This is a genomic window from Streptomyces sp. NPDC002467 (assembly GCF_042889825.1).
Lineage (GTDB): Bacteria > Actinomycetota > Actinomycetes > Streptomycetales > Streptomycetaceae > Streptomyces.
The window spans coordinates 432342-450227 of the sequence record NZ_JBIARJ010000002.1; the positions used below are offsets into that span (position 1 = coordinate 432342).

The 17886-nt window shown below is 73.1% G+C and carries 19 protein-coding genes; 13 read left to right on the forward strand and 6 right to left on the reverse strand.

From position 1 onward, the window contains the following. Positions 1-79: 79 nt before the first annotated feature. From ACFYYJ_RS05320 to ACFYYJ_RS05330, 3 genes are read left to right on the forward strand one after another with little or no spacing between them, the layout of a single operon-like run. Positions 80-1084, forward strand: a complete 1005-nt coding sequence (locus ACFYYJ_RS05320; protein ID WP_389128667.1) for an NADPH:quinone oxidoreductase family protein — start codon at positions 80-82, stop codon at positions 1082-1084. Beyond that, the gene (locus tag ACFYYJ_RS05325) at positions 1081-2280 is read left to right on the forward strand and encodes an acyl-CoA dehydrogenase family protein (protein WP_385123681.1); all 1200 of its coding nucleotides are present in this window, start codon (positions 1081-1083) and stop codon (positions 2278-2280) included. The genes ACFYYJ_RS05320 and ACFYYJ_RS05325 overlap by 4 nt, the downstream gene beginning before the upstream one ends. Next, complete coding sequence (locus ACFYYJ_RS05330) at positions 2277-3380, forward strand: acyl-CoA dehydrogenase family protein (protein ID WP_385123684.1); 1104 nt, start codon at positions 2277-2279, stop codon at positions 3378-3380. Before ACFYYJ_RS05325 ends, ACFYYJ_RS05330 begins: the two co-directional genes overlap by 4 nt. 15 nt (positions 3381-3395) lie before the next feature. Here the strand turns inward: ACFYYJ_RS05330 and ACFYYJ_RS05335 are convergent, their stop codons facing one another. Both ACFYYJ_RS05335 and ACFYYJ_RS05340 read right to left on the reverse strand, forming a co-directional pair. Further along, the gene (locus ACFYYJ_RS05335; RefSeq protein WP_385123686.1) at positions 3396-4424 is read right to left on the reverse strand and encodes a CU044_5270 family protein; all 1029 of its coding nucleotides are present in this window, start codon (positions 4422-4424) and stop codon (positions 3396-3398) included. Further along, entirely contained in the window at positions 4421-4984 is a 564-nt protein-coding gene (locus ACFYYJ_RS05340; protein ID WP_385123689.1) for an RNA polymerase sigma factor, read from the reverse strand. The genes ACFYYJ_RS05335 and ACFYYJ_RS05340 overlap by 4 nt, the downstream gene beginning before the upstream one ends. A gap of 124 nt (positions 4985-5108) precedes the next feature. On the opposite strand from ACFYYJ_RS05340, the gene ACFYYJ_RS05345 reads away from it, so the two are divergent. The 3 genes from ACFYYJ_RS05345 to ACFYYJ_RS05355 are packed head-to-tail and all read left to right on the forward strand — an operon-like array spanning position 5109 to position 6960. Next, on the forward strand, positions 5109-5639 hold the full coding sequence (locus tag ACFYYJ_RS05345; RefSeq protein ID WP_385366757.1) for a GNAT family N-acetyltransferase: 531 nt from the start codon (positions 5109-5111) through the stop codon (positions 5637-5639). A 59-nt stretch (positions 5640-5698) separates the two neighbouring features. Further along, positions 5699-6067: a tyrosinase family oxidase copper chaperone gene (locus ACFYYJ_RS05350; protein WP_385123691.1), complete on the forward strand. Its 369-nt coding sequence runs from the start codon at positions 5699-5701 to the stop codon at positions 6065-6067. A gap of 29 nt (positions 6068-6096) precedes the next feature. Next, positions 6097-6960 (forward strand): tyrosinase family protein, encoded by an 864-nt coding sequence (locus ACFYYJ_RS05355; RefSeq protein WP_385123694.1) that lies wholly within the window; start codon positions 6097-6099, stop codon positions 6958-6960. A gap of 109 nt (positions 6961-7069) precedes the next feature. On the opposite strand, the gene ACFYYJ_RS05360 is transcribed toward ACFYYJ_RS05355, so the two are convergent. Both ACFYYJ_RS05360 and ACFYYJ_RS05365 read right to left on the reverse strand, forming a co-directional pair. Next, positions 7070-7354 (reverse strand): chaplin, encoded by a 285-nt coding sequence (locus ACFYYJ_RS05360; RefSeq protein ID WP_384579191.1) that lies wholly within the window; start codon positions 7352-7354, stop codon positions 7070-7072. Positions 7355-7450: 96 nt separating this feature from the next. Further along, positions 7451-7780, reverse strand: coding sequence for a hypothetical protein (locus ACFYYJ_RS05365; RefSeq protein WP_389128676.1), 330 nt, complete (start codon positions 7778-7780; stop codon positions 7451-7453). Positions 7781-7881: 101 nt separating this feature from the next. Here ACFYYJ_RS05365 and ACFYYJ_RS05370 point away from each other — a divergent pair, with 101 nt between their 5' ends. Then, entirely contained in the window at positions 7882-9348 is a 1467-nt protein-coding gene (locus ACFYYJ_RS05370; RefSeq protein ID WP_385123699.1) for a carboxylesterase/lipase family protein, read from the forward strand. Here the strand turns inward: ACFYYJ_RS05370 and ACFYYJ_RS05375 are convergent. Then, positions 9326-10633, reverse strand: coding sequence for an alpha/beta hydrolase (locus ACFYYJ_RS05375; protein ID WP_385123702.1), 1308 nt, complete (start codon positions 10631-10633; stop codon positions 9326-9328). The genes ACFYYJ_RS05370 and ACFYYJ_RS05375 overlap by 23 nt on opposite strands. Positions 10634-10908: 275 nt before the next feature. On the opposite strand from ACFYYJ_RS05375, the gene ACFYYJ_RS05380 reads away from it, so the two are divergent. The 3 genes from ACFYYJ_RS05380 (at position 10909) to ACFYYJ_RS05390 (ending at position 14151) form a co-directional block, all read left to right on the forward strand. After that, positions 10909-11790: an alkaline phosphatase family protein gene (locus tag ACFYYJ_RS05380; RefSeq protein ID WP_389128681.1), complete on the forward strand. Its 882-nt coding sequence runs from the start codon at positions 10909-10911 to the stop codon at positions 11788-11790. A gap of 2 nt (positions 11791-11792) precedes the next feature. Continuing rightward, positions 11793-13058 (forward strand): MFS transporter, encoded by a 1266-nt coding sequence (locus ACFYYJ_RS05385; RefSeq protein WP_389128684.1) that lies wholly within the window; start codon positions 11793-11795, stop codon positions 13056-13058. Between the two features lie 64 nt (positions 13059-13122). Continuing rightward, complete coding sequence (locus tag ACFYYJ_RS05390) at positions 13123-14151, forward strand: TolB family protein (protein WP_389129051.1); 1029 nt, start codon at positions 13123-13125, stop codon at positions 14149-14151. A gap of 30 nt (positions 14152-14181) precedes the next feature. Here the strand turns inward: ACFYYJ_RS05390 and ACFYYJ_RS05395 are convergent, their stop codons facing one another. After that, positions 14182-14868 (reverse strand): GNAT family N-acetyltransferase, encoded by a 687-nt coding sequence (locus tag ACFYYJ_RS05395; RefSeq protein WP_385123709.1) that lies wholly within the window; start codon positions 14866-14868, stop codon positions 14182-14184. Between the two features lie 140 nt (positions 14869-15008). Here ACFYYJ_RS05395 and ACFYYJ_RS05400 point away from each other — a divergent pair, with 140 nt between their 5' ends. From ACFYYJ_RS05400 to ACFYYJ_RS05410, 3 genes are all read left to right on the forward strand, one after another. Beyond that, positions 15009-15809 carry an alpha/beta fold hydrolase gene (locus tag ACFYYJ_RS05400; protein ID WP_384579179.1) on the forward strand — a complete coding sequence of 267 codons (801 nt, stop codon included), beginning with the start codon at positions 15009-15011 and terminating at the stop codon, positions 15807-15809. 66 nt (positions 15810-15875) lie between these two features. Continuing rightward, entirely contained in the window at positions 15876-17123 is a 1248-nt protein-coding gene (locus ACFYYJ_RS05405; protein ID WP_389128688.1) for an MFS transporter, read from the forward strand. Between the two features lie 12 nt (positions 17124-17135). After that, positions 17136-17804 (forward strand): (2Fe-2S)-binding protein, encoded by a 669-nt coding sequence (locus ACFYYJ_RS05410; protein WP_389128690.1) that lies wholly within the window; start codon positions 17136-17138, stop codon positions 17802-17804. Positions 17805-17886 lie beyond the last annotated feature (82 nt).

Genomic DNA, 17886 nt, shown 5'->3' on the forward strand with positions numbered 1-17886 from the left:
CGATGGGTTCACAGAACGGCAAGCGACCGCTTAGTATGCGGCGCGGAGCGTGATTCTCGACGGCGGCTGGAGGCCCCGGATGCAGGCATGGCGCGTACACACCCCCGGCGAACCGATCGAGGCCATGCGCCTCGAAGAGGTTCCCGAGCCGGTCCCCGGCGAGGGCGAGGTGAGGCTCCGGGTGCTCGCCGCCAACGTCAACTTCCCCGACGCCCTGCTCGCCCGAGGGCAGTACCAGATCCGCCCGCCGCTGCCCTTCACCCCAGGCGTCGAGGTCTGCGGCGAGACCGAGGACGGCCGCCGCGTCATCGCCAACCCGAGCCTCCCGCACGGCGGTTTCGCCGAGTACGTCACCGCGCCCGCGCGCGCCCTGCTCCCCGCGCCGGAGAGCCTCGACGACGCCGAGGCCGCCGCCCTGCACATCGGCTACCAGACCGGCTGGTTCGGCCTGCACCGCCGCGCCCGGCTCCGGAGCGGCGAGACCCTGCTCGTGCACGCCGCCGCCGGCGGCGTCGGCAGCGCCGCCGTCCAGCTCGGCAAGGCCGCCGGGGCCACCGTCATCGGAGTCGTCGGCGGCAAGGCCAAGGCCCGCACCGCCGAGGACCTCGGCTGCGACCTGGTCATCGACCGCACGGCCGAGGATTTGGTGGGCCGGGTGAAGGAGTTCACCGGCGGCCGGGGCGCCGACGTGGTCTACGACCCGGTCGGCGGCGACGCCTACACCGCCTCCGCCAAGTGCGTGGCCTTCGAGGGCCGGATCGTCGTCGTGGGCTTCGCGAGCGGCACCATCCCCACCCCCGCCCTCAACCACGCGCTGGTCAAGAACTACACGATCCTCGGCCTGCACTGGGGGCTCTACGCCGCCAAGGAGCCCGCGGCCATCCTGGCCTGCCACACCGAACTCACCCGCCTCGCCGCCGAAGGCGCCGTCAAACCCCTCGTCAGCGAACGACTCCCGCTGACCGCGGCCGCCGACGCCGTGCAGCGCCTCGCCGACGGGACCACCACCGGCCGGCTGGTCGTCGTACCGGCCCAGGCCCCGGCCCGCACCGCGGACACGGCCCAGGACGGAGCGGCCCGATGACCCGTCCCGCCGTCACCGCCGAGGACCTGTCCGCCCGCGTACGGGACCTGCTCGCGGCCCACCCGCCCGCCGCCACCGCACGCGCCGACTTCCTGCACGCACGCTTCGACGCCGGACTCGCCTGGGTCCACTACCCCGAGGGACTCGGCGGACTCGGCGCGTCCCGCACCCTCCAGGCCGCCGTCGACGCCGAACTGGAAGCCGCGGGAGCCCCCGACAACGACCCGCGCCGGATCGGCATCGGCCTAGGCATGGCCGCCCCGACGATCCTCGCGTACGGAACCGAGGAGCAGAAGCGCCGCTTCCTGCGGCCCCTGTGGGCCGGCGAAGAGGTCTGGTGCCAGCTCTTCAGCGAGCCCGGAGCCGGTTCCGACCTGGCCGCGCTCGCCACCCGCGCCGTCCTCGACGAAGCCTCGGGGGAGTGGGTGGTCGACGGCCAGAAGGTGTGGACCTCCAGCGCCCACACGGCCCGCTGGGGCATCCTCATCGCCCGCACCGACCCCGCCCTCCCCAAGCACCAGGGCATCACCTACTTCCTGTGCGACATGCACGCCCCCGGAGTCGAGGTCCGGCCGCTGCGCCAGATCACCGGCGAGGCCGAGTTCAACGAGGTCTTCCTGACCGGCGTCCGCATCCCCGACGCGCACCGCCTCGGCGCCGTCGGCGAGGGCTGGGCCGTCGCCCGCACCACTCTGATGAACGAACGCGTCTCCATCGGCGGCATGCGCATCCCGCGCGAGGGCGGCATGATCGGCCCCGTCGCCGCCACCTGGCGAGAGCGCCCCGAACTGCGCACCCACGCCCTCCACCAGCGGCTCCTGGAACTGTGGGTGGAGGCCGAGGTCGCCCGCCTCACCGGCGAGCGGCTGCGCCAGCAGCTCGCCGCGGGGCAGCCCGGCCCCGAAGGTTCGGGCATGAAGCTCACCTTCGCCCGCCTCAACCAGGAGATCAGCGGCCTGGAGGTCGAACTCCTCGCCGAAGAGGGCCTGTCGTACGACGACTGGACCATGCGGCGGCCCGAAGGCGTCGACTTCACCGGCCGCGAGGCCGGCTACCGCTATCTGCGCGCCAAGGGCAACAGCATCGAGGGCGGCACCAGCGAAATCCTCCTCAACATCGTCGCCGAACGCGTCCTCGGGCTGCCCCCCGAGCCGCGCGACGACAAGGACCTCCCGTGGAAGGACCTGGCCCGATGACCCGCGACCTGCTCTACTCCGAGACGGAGGAGGAACTGCGCTCCGCCGTGCGGTCCCTGCTGGCCGACCGCTGCGACAGTACGACGGTCCTCGCCCGCGCCGAGACCGGCAGGCCGCACGACCCGGCCCTGTGGGAGGCCCTCGCCGCCGGGATCGGAGCCGCGGGTCTCCTCGTGCCCGAGAAGCTCGGCGGCCAGGGCGCCTGCCACCGCGAAGCGGCCGTGGTCCTGGAGGAGCTGGGCCGCGCGGTGGCTCCCGTCCCGTACCTGACGAGCGCGGTGCTCGCCACCGAGATCCTGCTGGGCTGCGACACCCCGGAAGCCGCCGACCTGCTGCGGGAGCCGGCCTCGGGCAGTCGGGTCTGCGTGCCGGCCGTACCCCTCACGCTCGCCCCCGGCGCGCCGCTGCCGGCCGCCGTCCGGGATTCCGGCGGGGGAACCCTGAGCGGCGCCGTCACCTCCGTCGCCGACGCGGTCGCCGCCGACGTGCTGCTGGTCCTCGCGGACACCGGGCTGTACGCCGTCCCCGCCGCCTCCGCCGAGCTGACGGATCAGGTCCCGCTGGACCTGACCCGCCCGCTCGCCACCGTCACCCTCGACGGGGCCGCCGGCACCCTGCTCGCCGATCCCGCCACCGCACGGGCCGCGGTCGCCGGGGCCCTGCTCTCCGGGGCCGGACTGCTGGCCTCGGAGCAGCTCGGGATCGCCGAGTGGTGCCTGACGGAAACCGTCGGGTACCTGCGCACCCGGCACCAGTTCAACCGCCCCGTCGGCTCCTTCCAGGCCGTCAAGCACCGTCTGGCCCGGCTCTGGCTCGACGTGGCCTCGGCCCGCGCGGCGGCCAGGGCCGCGGCCGACGCCCTGGCCACCGGGGCCCCCGACGCCCCGCTCGCGGTGGCCGTCGCCCAGTCGTACTGCTCGGGCGTGGCCGTCCGCGCGGCCGAGGAGTGCGTCCAGCTCCACGGAGGCATCGGCATGACCTGGGAACACCCCGCCCACCTCTACCTCAAGCGCGCCAAGGCCGACTCCCTGGCGCTCGGCACGGTCGGCCACCACCGCGGGTTGGTGGCAGACTTCGCGGAGCTCCCTGATCCGGCCTGATCCAAAAGACAGGCCTTAGGAGTCCGGGGCGGTCCGCTCGCTCTTCATCGGGATCTCCCGGTACGGGGGGATGCTCTGCTGGGGGCCGGCCGACAGGACCGTGGTGCGGTGAGCGATCATTCCGTCGTGTTCCCCGCCGCGGTAGTGGCTGGTCGACTCCAGCAGTCCGCCCTCCTCGGGGTCGATGACCAGGCGGATGCGCATGTTGTGGGTGTCCGCCTCGACGGCGGTCCCGGACCGACCGGTGCTGTCCTTCACGGGCCCCACCAGCCGGAGCCCCGGCATGTCCGCGAGAACCTCGTACACGGCCGCCCGCTGCCGTGGCTCGAGGGGCGCGAACAGGAGCAGGCTCTGCAGGTTGCCCAAGTAGTCCAGGAAGCGATCGGCCTCGGGGTCCGACCCCGGGCTTGCGGGGTGGAACCTTCCCAGGGCCGCCTTGAGTGCCGCGGCGTCCGAGGGCAGGGCCTTCACATCCTCCCAGCGGAGGACCTCGGCGCTGCCGTCGGGAAGGGCAGGGCTCCACTGGAACCTGACCCCGATGGTCTTGACGATCTCCCCGTCGGCGCCCTCCTGGTGGAACACGGAATCGGCCGACAGCCAGAGGCTCCCGTCGCGGACCATCGGTGTCTCGAAACGCTCGATCTCCGGGTTGCGAGGATTACCCCAATGGGACTGCACCGTGTGGACCTTCCAGTACGGCGCGTTCGTGGCCGTGCCCTTGGCCTCCGTCGCGGCGACCCGGCGCAGGAAGTCGGCCGCGCCGGCCGTGGCCGCGGGCGGGGATCCCTTCAGGCCGGCGACCGGGTAGACGCTCACGCCCGCCGCGATGGCCGCGATCGTCGCGGCCGAGACCAGGAGCCTGCGGGTCCGCATCCGGCGCGGGGCGGCGACGCCCACGGGGGCGCCGACTTCGGCCGCGGCCGCCGCCCGAACGGCCAGCAGCGCGGCCTCCACGACCGCCGGGGCGGGCGCGGCCGCCTCACCCGCGGCGCGCAGCCGGTCGGCCTCGGGGAAGTCCAGGAAGTCCGTCGTACGTTCCGTCATGCCATCTCTCCGGACAGGTGAAGGGGGTTGGGGGTGCCGAGGGCGTCCCGCAGCCGGCCGCGGGCGCGGTGGAGCCGGGAGCGGGCCGTGCCGGCCGGTATCCCGACGACGTCGGCCGCCTCGGTGGGGGTCAGCTGCTCCCAGGCGACGAGCAGCAGCAGATCGCGCTCCACGGCCGGCAGCCCGGCCAGGGTGTCGCGCAGCTGCGGGGCCAGGGCCGCCGCGTCCAGCCGCTGGTCGACGGCGTGCCAGGGGTCGCTGTGGTCCGACTCGCGCCGGTGCGCGTCGGGACGCTCCTGGGCGAGCCGCCGCCAGTGCCCGGCCAGCACGTTCCTGGCCACGCCGAACAGCCACGCCCTGGCCGTGCCCCGGCCGGCGTCGAAACCGGCGCGCCCCGCGAAGGCCTGGAGCCACACCTCGGCCAACAGGTCGTCCGCCGCCTCCGGCGCGCGGCGCACCAGATAGCCGTGCAGGCCCGCCGACAGCCGCACGACCAGCGCCTCGAAGCACTCCGTGTCCCGGGCCGACCGGGCCAACAGTTCCTCGTCGTCCACGTCCATGCGCGTTCCCCTCCCTGGCCCCACGAGCAGCGGCCTCACCCCGTACTTGTCGTCCGCGCGCACGAGCGTTCGCACCGGCCTCCCCGGCCCCGGCCCGCACCCTCCCGATCCGTACGCTGGCCACATGATCACCACCATCAGCCCCCTCGACGCCACCGGCCTGCGCGCGCACCGCGACGAACTCGCCGCCCTCCTCCTCGCGGTCGTCGACGGCGGCTCCTCGCTCGGGTTCCTCGCCGGCCTCGACCACGAGGGCGCCGCCGCCTGGTGGGACTCCCTGCTGCCCGCCGTCGAGGAGGGTTCCCTGGCGCTGTGGGTCTCCCGCGGCGGGGGCGACGGCCGCATCGACGGCACCGTCAGCTGGTACCGGGAGTCCAAGCCCAACGGCCGTCACCGTGCCGAGCTGCGCAAACTGATGGTCCATCCGGCCGCCCGCGGCCGGGGCACCGCCCTCGCCCTGCTCGCCGAGGCCGAGTCGGCCGCCGCCCGCGCCGGCGTGGTGCTGATGTTCCTCGACACCGAGACCGGCAGCGGCGCCGAGAAGGTCTACCTCCGGGCCGGCTGGACCGAGGTCGGCACCATCCCCGACTACGCCACCGACCCGGCGGGCCGCCTGCACCCCACCACCCTCTTCTACAAGCACCCCCAAGGGTGACCTCGCCCGCCGCGCGGCGTTAGACCCGTAGCCGCCGGCCACCGAGCGAGGGAGACCGTATGTTGTCCGCAGCAAGCGCCGCCGCACCACTGACCCGCCGCGCGGTCCTCCGTACGGCGTTCACCGCGACGGTGCTCGCCGGAACGGCCGCCGCCCTGGCCCCCGTACTGCGCGCCCGCCGCCCCCGGCAGACGCTGACCCCGGCCCCCCTCACCGAGGAGACGTACCGGGGCCGACACATCGCCGTCGACCTCGCCGGGGTGCGCATCGACGGCCGTCCGCTGCACGTCATGCGGCGCGCCGACGGCAGTTACCTCAGCGGCATCAACCACTTCCAGTCCTACGAGACGCCCCTGGAAGTGGCCCGCGCGGCCGTCGACGAACTGGGCACGGCCCAACTGGCGTTCGCGGCGCCGCACCACGGCTGACACCCACGGGAAAGGGGAGGAGCCCCGCGTTGTACACCCGGCAGAACCAGAAGAACCTGACCAGCGCCCAGAAGAAGCGATTCACGGCGGCGGTGTTGGAGCTGAAGCGCGACGGCACCTACGACTCCTTCGTGCGCACCCACGACAAGTACTTCGTGCCCGACCGCGACCGCAAGCTCCGCGTCGGGCACATGTCGCCGTCCTTCTTCCCGTGGCACCGGCTCTATCTGCTGCGGTTCGAGAAGGAGTTGCAGCGCGTGGACCCCGGCGTCTCGATCCCCTACTGGGACTGGACCACCGACACCAGCCCGGTCTCCTCGCTCTGGGCCGACGACTTCCTCGGCGGCACCGGCAGGGAGAGCGACCGCAAGGTGATGACCGGACCGTTCGCCTACGACAAGGGCAACTGGACGGTGACCGTCGGCCTCACGGAGTCCGCCTTCCTCACCCGCAACCTCGGCCGCCCGCAGAACCCGATCACGCTGCCCACCCCCGCCGAACTCCAGTGGGCGATCGACGACCCGACGTACGACTCGTCGCCCTGGGACTCCACGGCCGCCGGCGGCAGCTTCCGCAACAGGCTGGAGGGGTGGGCCGCGCCCAAGAGCGAGCGCTGGCGCAACCACAACAAGGTCCACCAGTGGATCGGCGGCCACATGACCGGCGGCACCGCCCCCAACGACCCGGCGTTCTGGCTGCACCACTCCTTCGTGGACCTGATCTGGGACCGCTGGCAGGAGAAGCACCCCGACTCCGGCTACCTGCCGGCCGCGCCGCTTCCCTACGAGGACTTCCAGCGGGGCCGCGTCATCGCCCTCGACGAGCCGATGCCGCCCTGGAACGTCACCCCGCGCGAGGCGTTCGGCCACCGGGGCGTCTACCGCTACGAATGACCCGTACGAACGACCCGTATGGATGATCCGTCCCGGACGGGACGTGGAAAGGGCCCCCGCCGCTCGGCGGGGGCCCTCTCGGTGATCAACCGATCAGGAGATCAGGCGATCAGTGGCCGTAGTCCCCACCCTCGGTGTGGTGGTCGCCGCCGCCCGAGGCGTTGACGCAGGTGTTGCCGAACGCCGGGTTGAGCAGCGCGATCACGTTGACCGTGTTGCCGCAGACGTTGACGGGGACGTGGACGGGAACCTGGAGCACGTTGCCCGACAGGACACCGGGGGAGCCGACCGCCGCACCGTGCGCTCCGGCATCGGCGACAGCCAGACCCGCACCGGCGGTGACGGCGCTACCGGCCACGGCGGTGATGGCGAATGCCTTCGCGATACGCGACATCAAAGATCTCCTCGTGAGATATGGGAAGCCACAGAATCTGCGGCGTTTGACATGGCATACAACGCCGAGAGGGCCGAGGGGTCACGGCCCCTGCGCCTACCCGGTGACGGCGAATGCCACGGATGCGAAGTACGGCCGCACCTGGGTGACGGCGCCCGGCCCCAGCACCTCGACCACCCGCCCCTTGCAGCCGGGGTCCCGGTAGAAGGTCGCCGTGGCCGCGGTCCTGTTGGAGACCGCGCGGCCGCCGCCGCCCTCCGCCGCGAGGCAGCCCTTCGGCGCGGTGAGCCCGTGGGGCCGGTCGTCCTGGCCGACGTACTGGAAGTCCGGCTCCGCCGCGGCCGCGGCCGGGCCGCCGACGACGGCCGGCCCGGTGGCGGCCAGCAGCAGGACGGGCAGAATGTGGTGGATACGCAGGGATCGCATACCGCGTCCAACCGGGCCGGGCCCCGACGCGGTCACGCCTTGTCACCCGTCGGAGGGCTGTGCGACCGTGCGCGGAGCACTTGCGACAGCAGGAGGACCAGATGAGCGCACCCGGTGACGACGGCCAGGCGAGGCCCCGGGTCCGGACCGGCCACGGCCTGGTCGAGGGCCGGAGGGACGCCCACGGGAGCGCCGTCTTCCTGGGCGTCCCCTACGCCGCCCCGCCCGTCGGCGCCCTGCGCTTCGCGGCTCCCGCGCCCCCGGCCGCCTGGGAAGGCGTACGGGACTGCGACGCCTTCGGTCCCACCGCGCCCAAGGTGCCCTACGAGCACACCTTCGCGGCCCTGCTGCCCGATCCGCAGATCCCCGGGGACGACTGCCTGACCGTCAACGTGTGGACCCCCGACCCGGCGCCGGCGGCCCGGCTCCCCGTCATGGTGTGGCTGCACGGCGGCGCGCACACCCGGGGCTCCTCGGCCGTGCCCGTCTACGACGGCGCCGCCTTCGCGCGGGACGGGGTCGTGCTCGTCTCCTGCAACTTCCGCCTCGGGGTCCTGGGCTACGGGCTCTTCCCCGACGCCCCCGCCAACCGCGGCCTGCTCGACCAGATCGCCGCCCTGGAATGGGTGCGCGACAACATCGCGGCCTTCGGCGGCGACCCCGCCCGCGTCACGGTCTTCGGCGAGTCCGCCGGGGCCATCAGCATCGGGGCCCTCCTCGCCGCCCCGCGCGCCGCAGGGCTCTTCTCCCAGGCGGTCCTGCAGAGCGGAGCCCCCGGGACGCTGCCGCGCGACAAGGTCCGCGCCATGGTGCGGAGGATGGCCTCCCTGCTCAAGGTGAAGGCCACCGCGAAGGCCTTCGCCGACGTCCCGCTGCCCGACCTCCTCGCCGCCCAGGCGGCCGTGCTCCACAAGTCGAGCCCCCTCGTCGGCGGCCCCGCCTTCGGGCTGGTGACCGACCCGAACACGCTCCCCGAGGACCCCCTCGAAGCCGCCGCCCGCAGCGAGGTGCCGCTGCTGCTGGGCTGGACCACCGAGGAGTACCGGCTCTGGCTCGCTCCCACCGGCGCGATGCGGCTCCTGGACCGGCTCGGCCCGCTCGCCCTGTGGCTGGCCCGCTTCCGCAGCGGCAAGGACCGCGCCGACGTACGGGCGCTGCGCGCCGCCCTGCCCGGGGCGAGTCCCGCCGAGCTCGCGGGTCAGTTGCTCACGGACAGCCTGCTGCGCGACCCGCTGCGCAGGCTCGCCGGGGCCGGGCGGGCCGCGCCCAGTCACCTGTACGAATTCGCCTGGCCGTCCGGCGTACCGGGTCTGGGTGCCTGCCACGCCCTGGAGCTGGGCTTCGTGTTCGACTCCCTCGGCGTGCCGGAGGCCTCGTGGCTCGCCGGCCCGGACACCCCGCAGGCGCTCGCCGACGAGATGCACTCCGCGTGGGTGCGCTTCGCGGTGACCGGGGACCCGGGCTGGGCGCCCTGGGACGGCAACGGCCCGCCGAGGACGTTCGGCGGGCCGGAGACGAAGGTGGAACTCGTGGAGGAGCCGCGGGCTACTCGACGGGTCCTTCCATGACCTTGCTGATGAACTGGATGGGGCCCAGGCCCATGTTCGGGACGTAGGTCTTGGCGTTGTGCTGGCCGCCGGGGATGACCCTCAGCTCGGTGTGGATCGGCCCCTTGTTGCCGTAGGTGGTGATGAACTTCTGCACGTCCGGCAGGGTCCGCTTGTTGTTCTCGTTGTCGCCGACCTGGAAGGCGATGTAGACGTCCGGCCCGGTCTTCTTGTCGATCATGGCCTTCGCCAGGAGCTCCGGGTTGTTCTCGGCCTTCTCCTTGTCGTGGCCCTTCCACAGCGAGGAGTCGGGGACGATGTCCGGGCCGGAGCAGATCGCGGCCTTGAACTTCTCCGGGTACTTGAGCACGGCCTTCAGGCTCGCGAAGCCGCCGGTGGAGGAGCCCATGTAGGCCCAGCCGTCACGGGACTTGACGGTGCGGAAGTTCGCCTTCATCAGGTCCGGGACGTCCTCGGTCAGCCAGGTGCCCATCTTCGGCTGGTCGGGGATGTCGGAGCCGTCCCAGTAGATGCCCTTGTCGTCCGGGCCCGGGTTCAGTACCGGCATGGCGAGGATGAACGGCTTGCTCTTCCCCTCCGCGTACCACTTGCTGATGCTGGTCTGCAGCCCGAGGTCGGTGCCCATCCAGTAGTTGTTCGGGTATCCGGCGCCGCCGGGCAGGGCGATCATGACCGGGAAGCCGCTCTTGGCGAACTTCGGGTCGTTGTACTCCTTGGGCGCCCAGACCCAGACCTTGCCCTTGAAGCCGGACTTCTTGCCGTCCAGGGTGGTGACGGCCACGTGCGTGCCGTCGGCCAGGGTCATCGAGTTCTTGAACTCGGCGGCCGGGCCGGTGGGCATCAGCATCTTGGAGTTCGGCGCCGGCTGCCCGGCGTCCTTCTTCTTGCCGTCACCGCCCGCGGGCTGCCCGAAGGACACGTCGGAGCCCTTGTCGGTGAACGGCGGTATTTCGAAGTGGTTCATCACGAGCGCCGCGATGCCGGCGAGCGCCAGCACGGAGGCACCCGCGATCACCCAGCGACGCACGCGCGACTTGCGCGGCGGAGGCTCCGGGTCGTAGCCGTACTGGTCCCCGTACTGCTCGTCGTACTGCGGCTGTTGACCGTACGGCTGCTGCTGCCCGTACGGACCCTGCTGCTGCCCGCCGTACGGCCCCTGCGGCGGCCGGCCGGGGGCCTGCTGCCCCGCGTAGGGCCCGCCGTACTGGTCCCCGTAGGGCGGCTGGGGACCCTGCCCCTGCGGCCTGTACGGCTGGAACTGCTGCCCGTCAGGTGAGTACGACATGTGCGGTGGCTCTCCGGCTGATGCTGCCCCGAGGGGGCGGTGTGGTCTGGCGGCTGGTCCCGTCCGTTCGGAAGATGAACGAATACTTGTCCGGGTTCCGCATTTTTACTTCTCTTGGGGTTTTCTGGGGGAGGCCCTTACCCGGCGCCTGAAGGGCCGGTGGAGTTCGGGTTCCGTTCGCCAAGTATCCCTGGCCAGTGCACATGCCCCTGGGTATGGTGCCTCCGCGCCGCCGTCCGAACCCTCATTCCGCCCGGAGGTACCCCGTGTTTGGCATGTCCCTGCCAGGCTCTCGTCGTAAGACCGCCCTCGCCACCGCATTCGGCCTCAGCGTCGCGGGCGTGGCCCTGTGGGCGGGCATCGGCGCCGTCCAGCCCGCCCACGCCGCGGGCCTGCCCGCGCCCGACCACGTCGTGGTCGTGGTCTTCGAGAACCACGCCTACGACCAGGTCATCGGCAGCTCCAGCGCTCCGTACATCAACTCGCTCAAGAGCGGCGGCGCCAACCTGACGCAGTCGTACGGCATCACCCACCCGAGCCAGCCCAACTACCTCCAGCTCTTCTCGGGCTCCAACCAGGGCGTCACCGGCGACAGCTGCTACACGCCCGGCTTCAGCTCCGCGCCGAACCTGGCCTCCGAGCTGATCGCCGCGGGCAAGAGCTGGGGCAGCTACAACGAGGGCCTGCCCAGCGCCGGCTCCACCACGTGCAGCAGCGGCAAGTACGCCCGCAAGCACAACCCCTGGTTCGCCTTCTCCAACGTGCCCACCGGCACCGCGAAGACGATGACCCAGTTCCCGACGGACTTCACCACCCTGCCCAAGGTGTCCTTCGTCGTCCCGGACCTGTGCAACGACATGCACGACTGCTCCGTCGGCACCGGCGACACCTGGCTCAAGAACAAGATCAAGCCCTACGCGGACTGGGCCAAGACGCACAACAGCCTGCTCGTCGTCACCTTCGACGAGGACAACCGGCTCGCGGGGAACAAGATCCCCACCGTGCTCTACGGCCAGCCCGTCACCCCCGGCAGCACGTCGAGCACCACCTACAACCACTACGACATGCTGCGCACCCTGGAGGGCCTGGCCGGCCTGACCACCCACGCCGGGAACGCCGCCACCGCCAAGGACATCACGGGGATCTGGGTTTCCTGACCATGTACGTTGCGGACAGCCGCGGGACCCCCGCGCCCGCCGTGACCCCCGAGCCGCAGGCCGCCGCCCCGGGCACCCACCCGGGGCGGCGCGCCGCCCTCGCCCCCACGGTCCTCGCCCTCGGCACGGTCAGCCTGATCACCGACGTCTCCTCCGAGATGGTCACGGCCGTGCTCCCGCTCTACCTCGTCGCCGGCCTCGGGCTCTCCCCGCTCGGCTTCGGACTGCTCGACGGCCTCTACAACGGGGTCGGCGCCCTGGTCCGGCTCACCGGCGGCCACCTCGGCGACCGCCTCGGCCGCCACAAGGCCCTCGCCGGCATCGGCTACGGCCTCTCCGCGCTCTGCAAGCCGCTGCTCCTGCTCGCGCACACCCTGCCCGCGATCGGCGCCGTCCTCGCCCTCGACCGCACCGGCAAGGGCCTGCGCACCGCCCCGCGCGACGCCCTGATCTCCCTCGCGGCCGCCCCCGAGGACCGCGGCCGGGCCTTCGGCGTGCACCGGGCCATGGACACCGCCGGCGCGCTCATCGGCCCGATCCTCGCCTTCCTCATCCTGCGTGGCGCGGCCGACGGCTACGACGCCGTCTTCACCGTCAGCGCCTGCGTGGCCGCCCTCGGCGTCCTCGTCCTGGTCCTGTTCGTCCCCGGCCGGCGGACCGTACCGGCAGCCGACGCCGAGCCCGTCTCGCTGCGCGCCGCCGTCGGGCTGCTGGGCCGGCGCGACCTGCGCCGGATCGGTCTCTGCGCGCTGGTCCTGGGCCTGTGCACCGTCAGCGACGCCTTCGTCTTCCTGCTGCTGCAACGGGCCACGGGCATCGCCGACCGCTGGTTCGCGCTGCTGCCGCTCGGCACCGCCGCCGCGTTCTTCCTCCTCGCGCTGCCCCTGGGCAGGCTCGCCGACCGGATCGGCCGCGGCCGCGTCTTCGTCGGCGGCCACCTCGCCCTGCTGCTCGCCTACGGACTGCTGTTGGCCGGCGGGGCGGGCGCGTGGCTGCCGTACGCGGTGCTCCTGCTGCACGGCGGCTTCTACGCGGCGACCGACGGCGTCCTGATGGCGGCGGCCGCCGGAGCCGTCCCCGAGGAGCACCGCGGCGGTGGGCTGGCCCTCGTCCAGACCGGCCAGGCCCTCGCCCGGTTCGCCGCCTCCCTCGGCTTCGGTGCCGCCTGGACGGTGTGGGGCGCCCGCCCCGCCCTGGCCGTGGCCGCCGCGCTGCTCGCCGTGGCCGTCTGCGTGTCCGTACGGCTGCTGCCCGCCGGCGACGACTGACGCGGCCGCTCCCGAACACCCCCCGACGCCGCCCCGAAAGGCCCCCATGCCACCCGTGCCCCCCTTGTCCCTCCGCCACCGGATCCTGATCCTCGCCGCCGTCGTCTCCCTGCTGGCCGTGGTCGCGGGGCTGTCCTTCCTGCGGGCCGCCGACCGCGCCGAGCAGAAGAACCAGGCCCAGGCGGGCGGCCCCGAGATCACCCGGGGGGAGCTCTCGCTGACCCCGGGCGACGGCGGCCCTCGGATCGTCTTCCGCAACATGGCGTGGGGACCGCACCGCGACGAACTCGCCTCCGTCCCCGTCTCCGCGCCCGAGGGGGCCCGTACCGCCTCCGGAGTGAGCTGCCTGCGCTTCCACTCCGCGGCGGGCACCGGCATCTGCCTCCAGGCGGTCAAGGGCGGGGTCCAGGACGGCTACCGGGCCGTCGTGCTCGACGCCCGACTGAAGGAGGTCTCGGCGCACCCGCTGGCCGGCATCCCGACCCGCGCCCGGGTCTCGCCCGGCGGGCACCTCGCCGCGTGGACCGTCTTCGTCGGCGGGGATTCGTACGCCGGTACGAACTTCTCTACGCGGACCTCGGTGCTCGACCTTCGCACGGGCAGGTACGACGCCTCCCTGGAGGACTTCACGATCCTCAAGGACGGCAAGGAGTACCGGAACGCAGACGTCAACTTCTGGGGGGTCACCTTCACCGCCGACGAGCAGGCGTTCTACGCGACCATGGCCACGGGCGGCCGCACCCACCTGATCCGCGGGGACCTGACCGCACGCACGGTGACCACCCTGCGCGAGAACGTGGAGTGCCCGTCGCTGGCACCCGACGGGAAGCGACTGGTCTTCAAGAAGCGGGTGGAGGGCCTGCCGGCCGAGGCCCCGTGGCGGCTGTACGCCCTGGACCTCGCCTCCGGAGCGGAGACCCCGCTCGCCGAGGAGCGCAGCGTGGACGACCAGGTCGTGTGGCTGGACGGGCGCACCGTCGCCTACTCGCTGCCCGGGGACTTCGGGGCCGACCTGTACACGGTGCCCGCGGACGGGAGCGGCGCCCCGGCCCGGCTCATGGCGTCGGCCCTCGCCCCCGCGTTCCTCGGGTGAGGAAGGCGGGGGCGGGAGACCGAAGGACCGTTACGCCGGAACCAGTGTCTTGCGCCTGCGCTTGCGCGGGGCCTTCGCCGAGAGCCTCAGCTCGATGATCGACCGGACGGTCGGCCACTCCTCGTCGAGGATCGAGTAGAAGGCGGTGCTGCGGACCGCGCCGTCCAGCCCCCGGGAATGGGCCCGGCGGACCCCTTCGCAGGTGAAGCCGAGACGCTCCATCGCGGCCCGCGAGCGGAGGTTGCGGGCGTCCGCGCGCAGTGAGATGCGTCGCACGCCCCAGGTCTCGAAGGCATGGCGGAGCATGAGCAGCTTCGCCTCGGTGTTGATGCCGGTGCCCTGGGCGCCCGGGGACAGCCAGGTATTGCCGATCTCGGCGGCATCGGGGATGGCCGTCGCCGGATCACCGAACGGGACACCCGGCACGGCGGGCCACACCAGCGGACCCTGCCAGTAGTCCAGTTCCAGGAACCGGGTGGAACCGACAACAAGGCCGTCCGCGGCTCTGACCACCGCGAACGGGAGCGATCGGCCCGCCGCCTGATCGGCGAGGGCGCGTTCGATGTACTCGTGGGACGCCTGCACCCCATGGGGTACGGGGGTGAAGGCGTAAGTCGTACGATCCTCGGCCCCGGCCAGGGCCAGAGCCTCGGTGTGGTGGGGGGCGAGGGGCTCGAGCCGCACGGAGCGGCCGGCGAGGAGTACGGGTACGGGCACGGAGCCTTCGGTCCTTCTGGGCGGTGGGGTGGTTGCACAGTGTGCGTCTCTGACGTCGCCCCCCGTGCAAAACACGGGTGAAAGGCAACGGGCTGTCAGGTGAACGCGAGTGGCTCAATGTAGCTCCTTAAAGTCCTCTCATGAACCCCCAATTTGGCAATGGCGTGAACGTCTTTTTCGATGACTTGGGTCCCCGGGGCGGAGCGCCCGTAATCCTGATCCACGGACATCCGTTCAACCGCACGATGTGGGCGCCCCAGACCGCCGCGCTGACGGCCGCCGGCTATCGGGTGATCACCCCTGACCTGCGAGGATACGGAGAAAGTCCGGTCGTTCCCGGCAAGGCGCTCCTGGCCGACCACGCGGACGACCTCGCCGCCCTGCTCGCCCGCCTCGGCATCGAACAAGTGGTCGTCGGTGGTGTGTCCATGGGCGGGCAGATCGCCATGGAGCTGCGGCTGCGCCACCCGGGTGTGGTACGGGCCCTCGTCCTCTGCGACACCTCGCCGGAACCGGAGACCGAGGACGGCGCGAAGTACCGCCGGGAGCTCGCGGAGCGGCTCCTCGCCGAGGGGATGGAGGGATATGCCGAAGAGGTCATCGACAAGATGCTGGCGCCTTACAACGTGACCGGCATGCCCGAGGCGGCCGCCCGGGTGAGCGCCATGATGTGCGCGACCGACCCCGAGGGCGCCGCCGCCGCCCTGCGCGGGAGGGCCGAGCGCCCCGACTACCGGCCCGTGCTCGCCGGGGCCGCGGAGCCCTGCCTGCTGCTGGTCGGCGCGGACGACGTCTACACCCCGGTCGCCGACGCCGAGGCCATGCACGCGTTGATGCCGCACTCGGTGCTCACGGTCGTCGACGGGGCCGGGCACCTGCCCGGGGTGGAGCGGCCGGAGGCCGTCAACCGGGCGCTGCTGGAGTTCCTCGCGGCACTGTGAGTGGCCCAAGATCCCAAGCCATGAATGGCTCTCCCGTGCGGGCCACACAGCTGATGGAATGACGGGGTGACGCTACGGATCCTGCCCCCGCCCGGGGCGCCGCGACGGCTCGCCGCGGCCCAGTTGAGCAACTCCGTCGGTGACGGCGCCTACTACGTGTGTTCGGCCCTGTACTTCACCCGCGTGGTCGGTCTCTCGCCCGCGCAGATCGGCCTCGGGTTGACCGTGGCCTGGGCCGTGGGCTCCGTCGCCGGCGTCCCGCTGGGGGCGCTCGCCGACCGGCGCGGGCCCCGGGGCACCTCGGCGGTACTGGCGGCCGCCACCGCGGCCTCGGTGCTCTCCTTCCTCTTCATCCGGTCCTTCTGGGGCTTCCTGGCGGCCGTGGTCGTCTACGCCACCGCCCAGTGCGGCCTCGGAGCCGCCCGCCAGGCGCTCCTCGCGGGAGTGGTCCCCGCGGAGCAGCGGACGGGGGTGCTGGCCCACCTCCAGTCGATGCTCAACGGCGGGCTGGCCCTGGGCGCGGCACTCGGCGGCCTGGCGCTGGGCGCGGACACCGAACGGGCCTACCTCGCGGTCTTCGTCCTGGACGCGGTGGGATTCCTCGGCTGCGCCGCCGTCCTGCTGACGCTGCCCGCCGTGGCCCCCGCCCCCGGGCGGGCGGCCGGGGAGCCCCGGCTGGCGGTGCTCCGCGACCGCCCGTACGCGCTGGTCACGCTGCTGAACGCGGTCCTGCTGCTGCGCATGCCGCTGCTCAGCCTCGCCGTGCCGCTGTGGATCGTGCAGCGCACGCACGCCCCCGGCTGGCTGGTGTCGGCGCTGTTCGTGCTCAACACCGTCGCCGTGATGCTCTTCCAGGTGCGCGTGGCCCGACCCGTGACCGACCTGGACGGCGCCCGGCGGGCGCTGCGGATCTCGGGGCTGGTGATGGCCGCCTCGTGCGCCGTGTTCGCCCTGTCGGCGCTGCCGGGGGCGGGCTGGGCGGCGGCCGGGCTGCTCGTGGCGGGCGCGGTGCTCCAGGTGGACGCGGAGATGCGGCAGTCCGCCGGGTCGTGGCAGATCGGCTTCTCCCTGGCGCCCGCTGACCGGATGGGCCAGTACCAGGGGTTCTTCGGCACCGGGGTGCCCGTGGCCCGCACCCTGGGGCCGCTGGTGCTGACCTCGCTCCTGCTGGTGTGGGGCATCCCGGGGTGGCTGCTGCTGGGCGCCCTGCTGCTGGCGGCCTCGTACGGGATGGGCCCGGCCGTGCGCGCGGCCGAGGCCGCCCGCGAGCGAGTCGGCAGCCCACTCCCCGAACGACTGGGCAGTCGCGCCTGAGATCATCCGGGCATGGAAGAGGTACTGCGCAGGCTCGCTTCCGTCGGGCCGTTCTTCACCGTGCCCCACGGGAGCCGGCCGCCCGGGGAGGGATTCCGGCCGCTCGACGAGCTGTACGGCGAGCGGCTGGAGCCGTACGTCGCCGAGGTCGGGCGGCGGATCGGCAGCGGGCCCGGGCGGGTGGCCGCCTCGACCGCCCAGCTCGGCATCGCCTCGCGGTTGTGGTCCATCGGGCTCGGCTGCGCCGCCCTGGCCGGGAGGGTGCCGGACCTGGCCCCCGACCGGGTGTGGTGGCGGCTGCCGTCGGCGGGCTCGCTGGAGCTGTGGCTGCCCGAGCCGGGGGAACTGCCGGCCGGGGCCCTCGGGGAGAACGTCCTCGGGAACCTGGCCGTGCTCGACGCGGGACTGCGGGAGCGGTTCGGGGTCTCGCCGAAGGTGCTGCGGGGCAACGCCGCGTCGGGACTGGTCGGGGCCCTGCGGGTCCTGCTCGACCGGGTACCGGGAGGCGCGGCGGTGGACCTGGCCGGCGACTTGCTCGGCGAGGGCGGGGCGCTCGCCGGGACGGGCACCTTCATCGACGAGGAAGGGCTCGGCGTGGCCTTCGTCCGACGCAGCTGCTGCCTCTACTACAAGGTGCCGGGCGGCGGGCTCTGCGGGGACTGCGTGCTGCGCACGAGGTAGCGCGGGCGCGGGAGCGGGCCATCGGGGAGGAGCGGGGCTGCTCCCCGATGGCCCGCGGGGCGGTGCTGTGGAACCGGTGGGA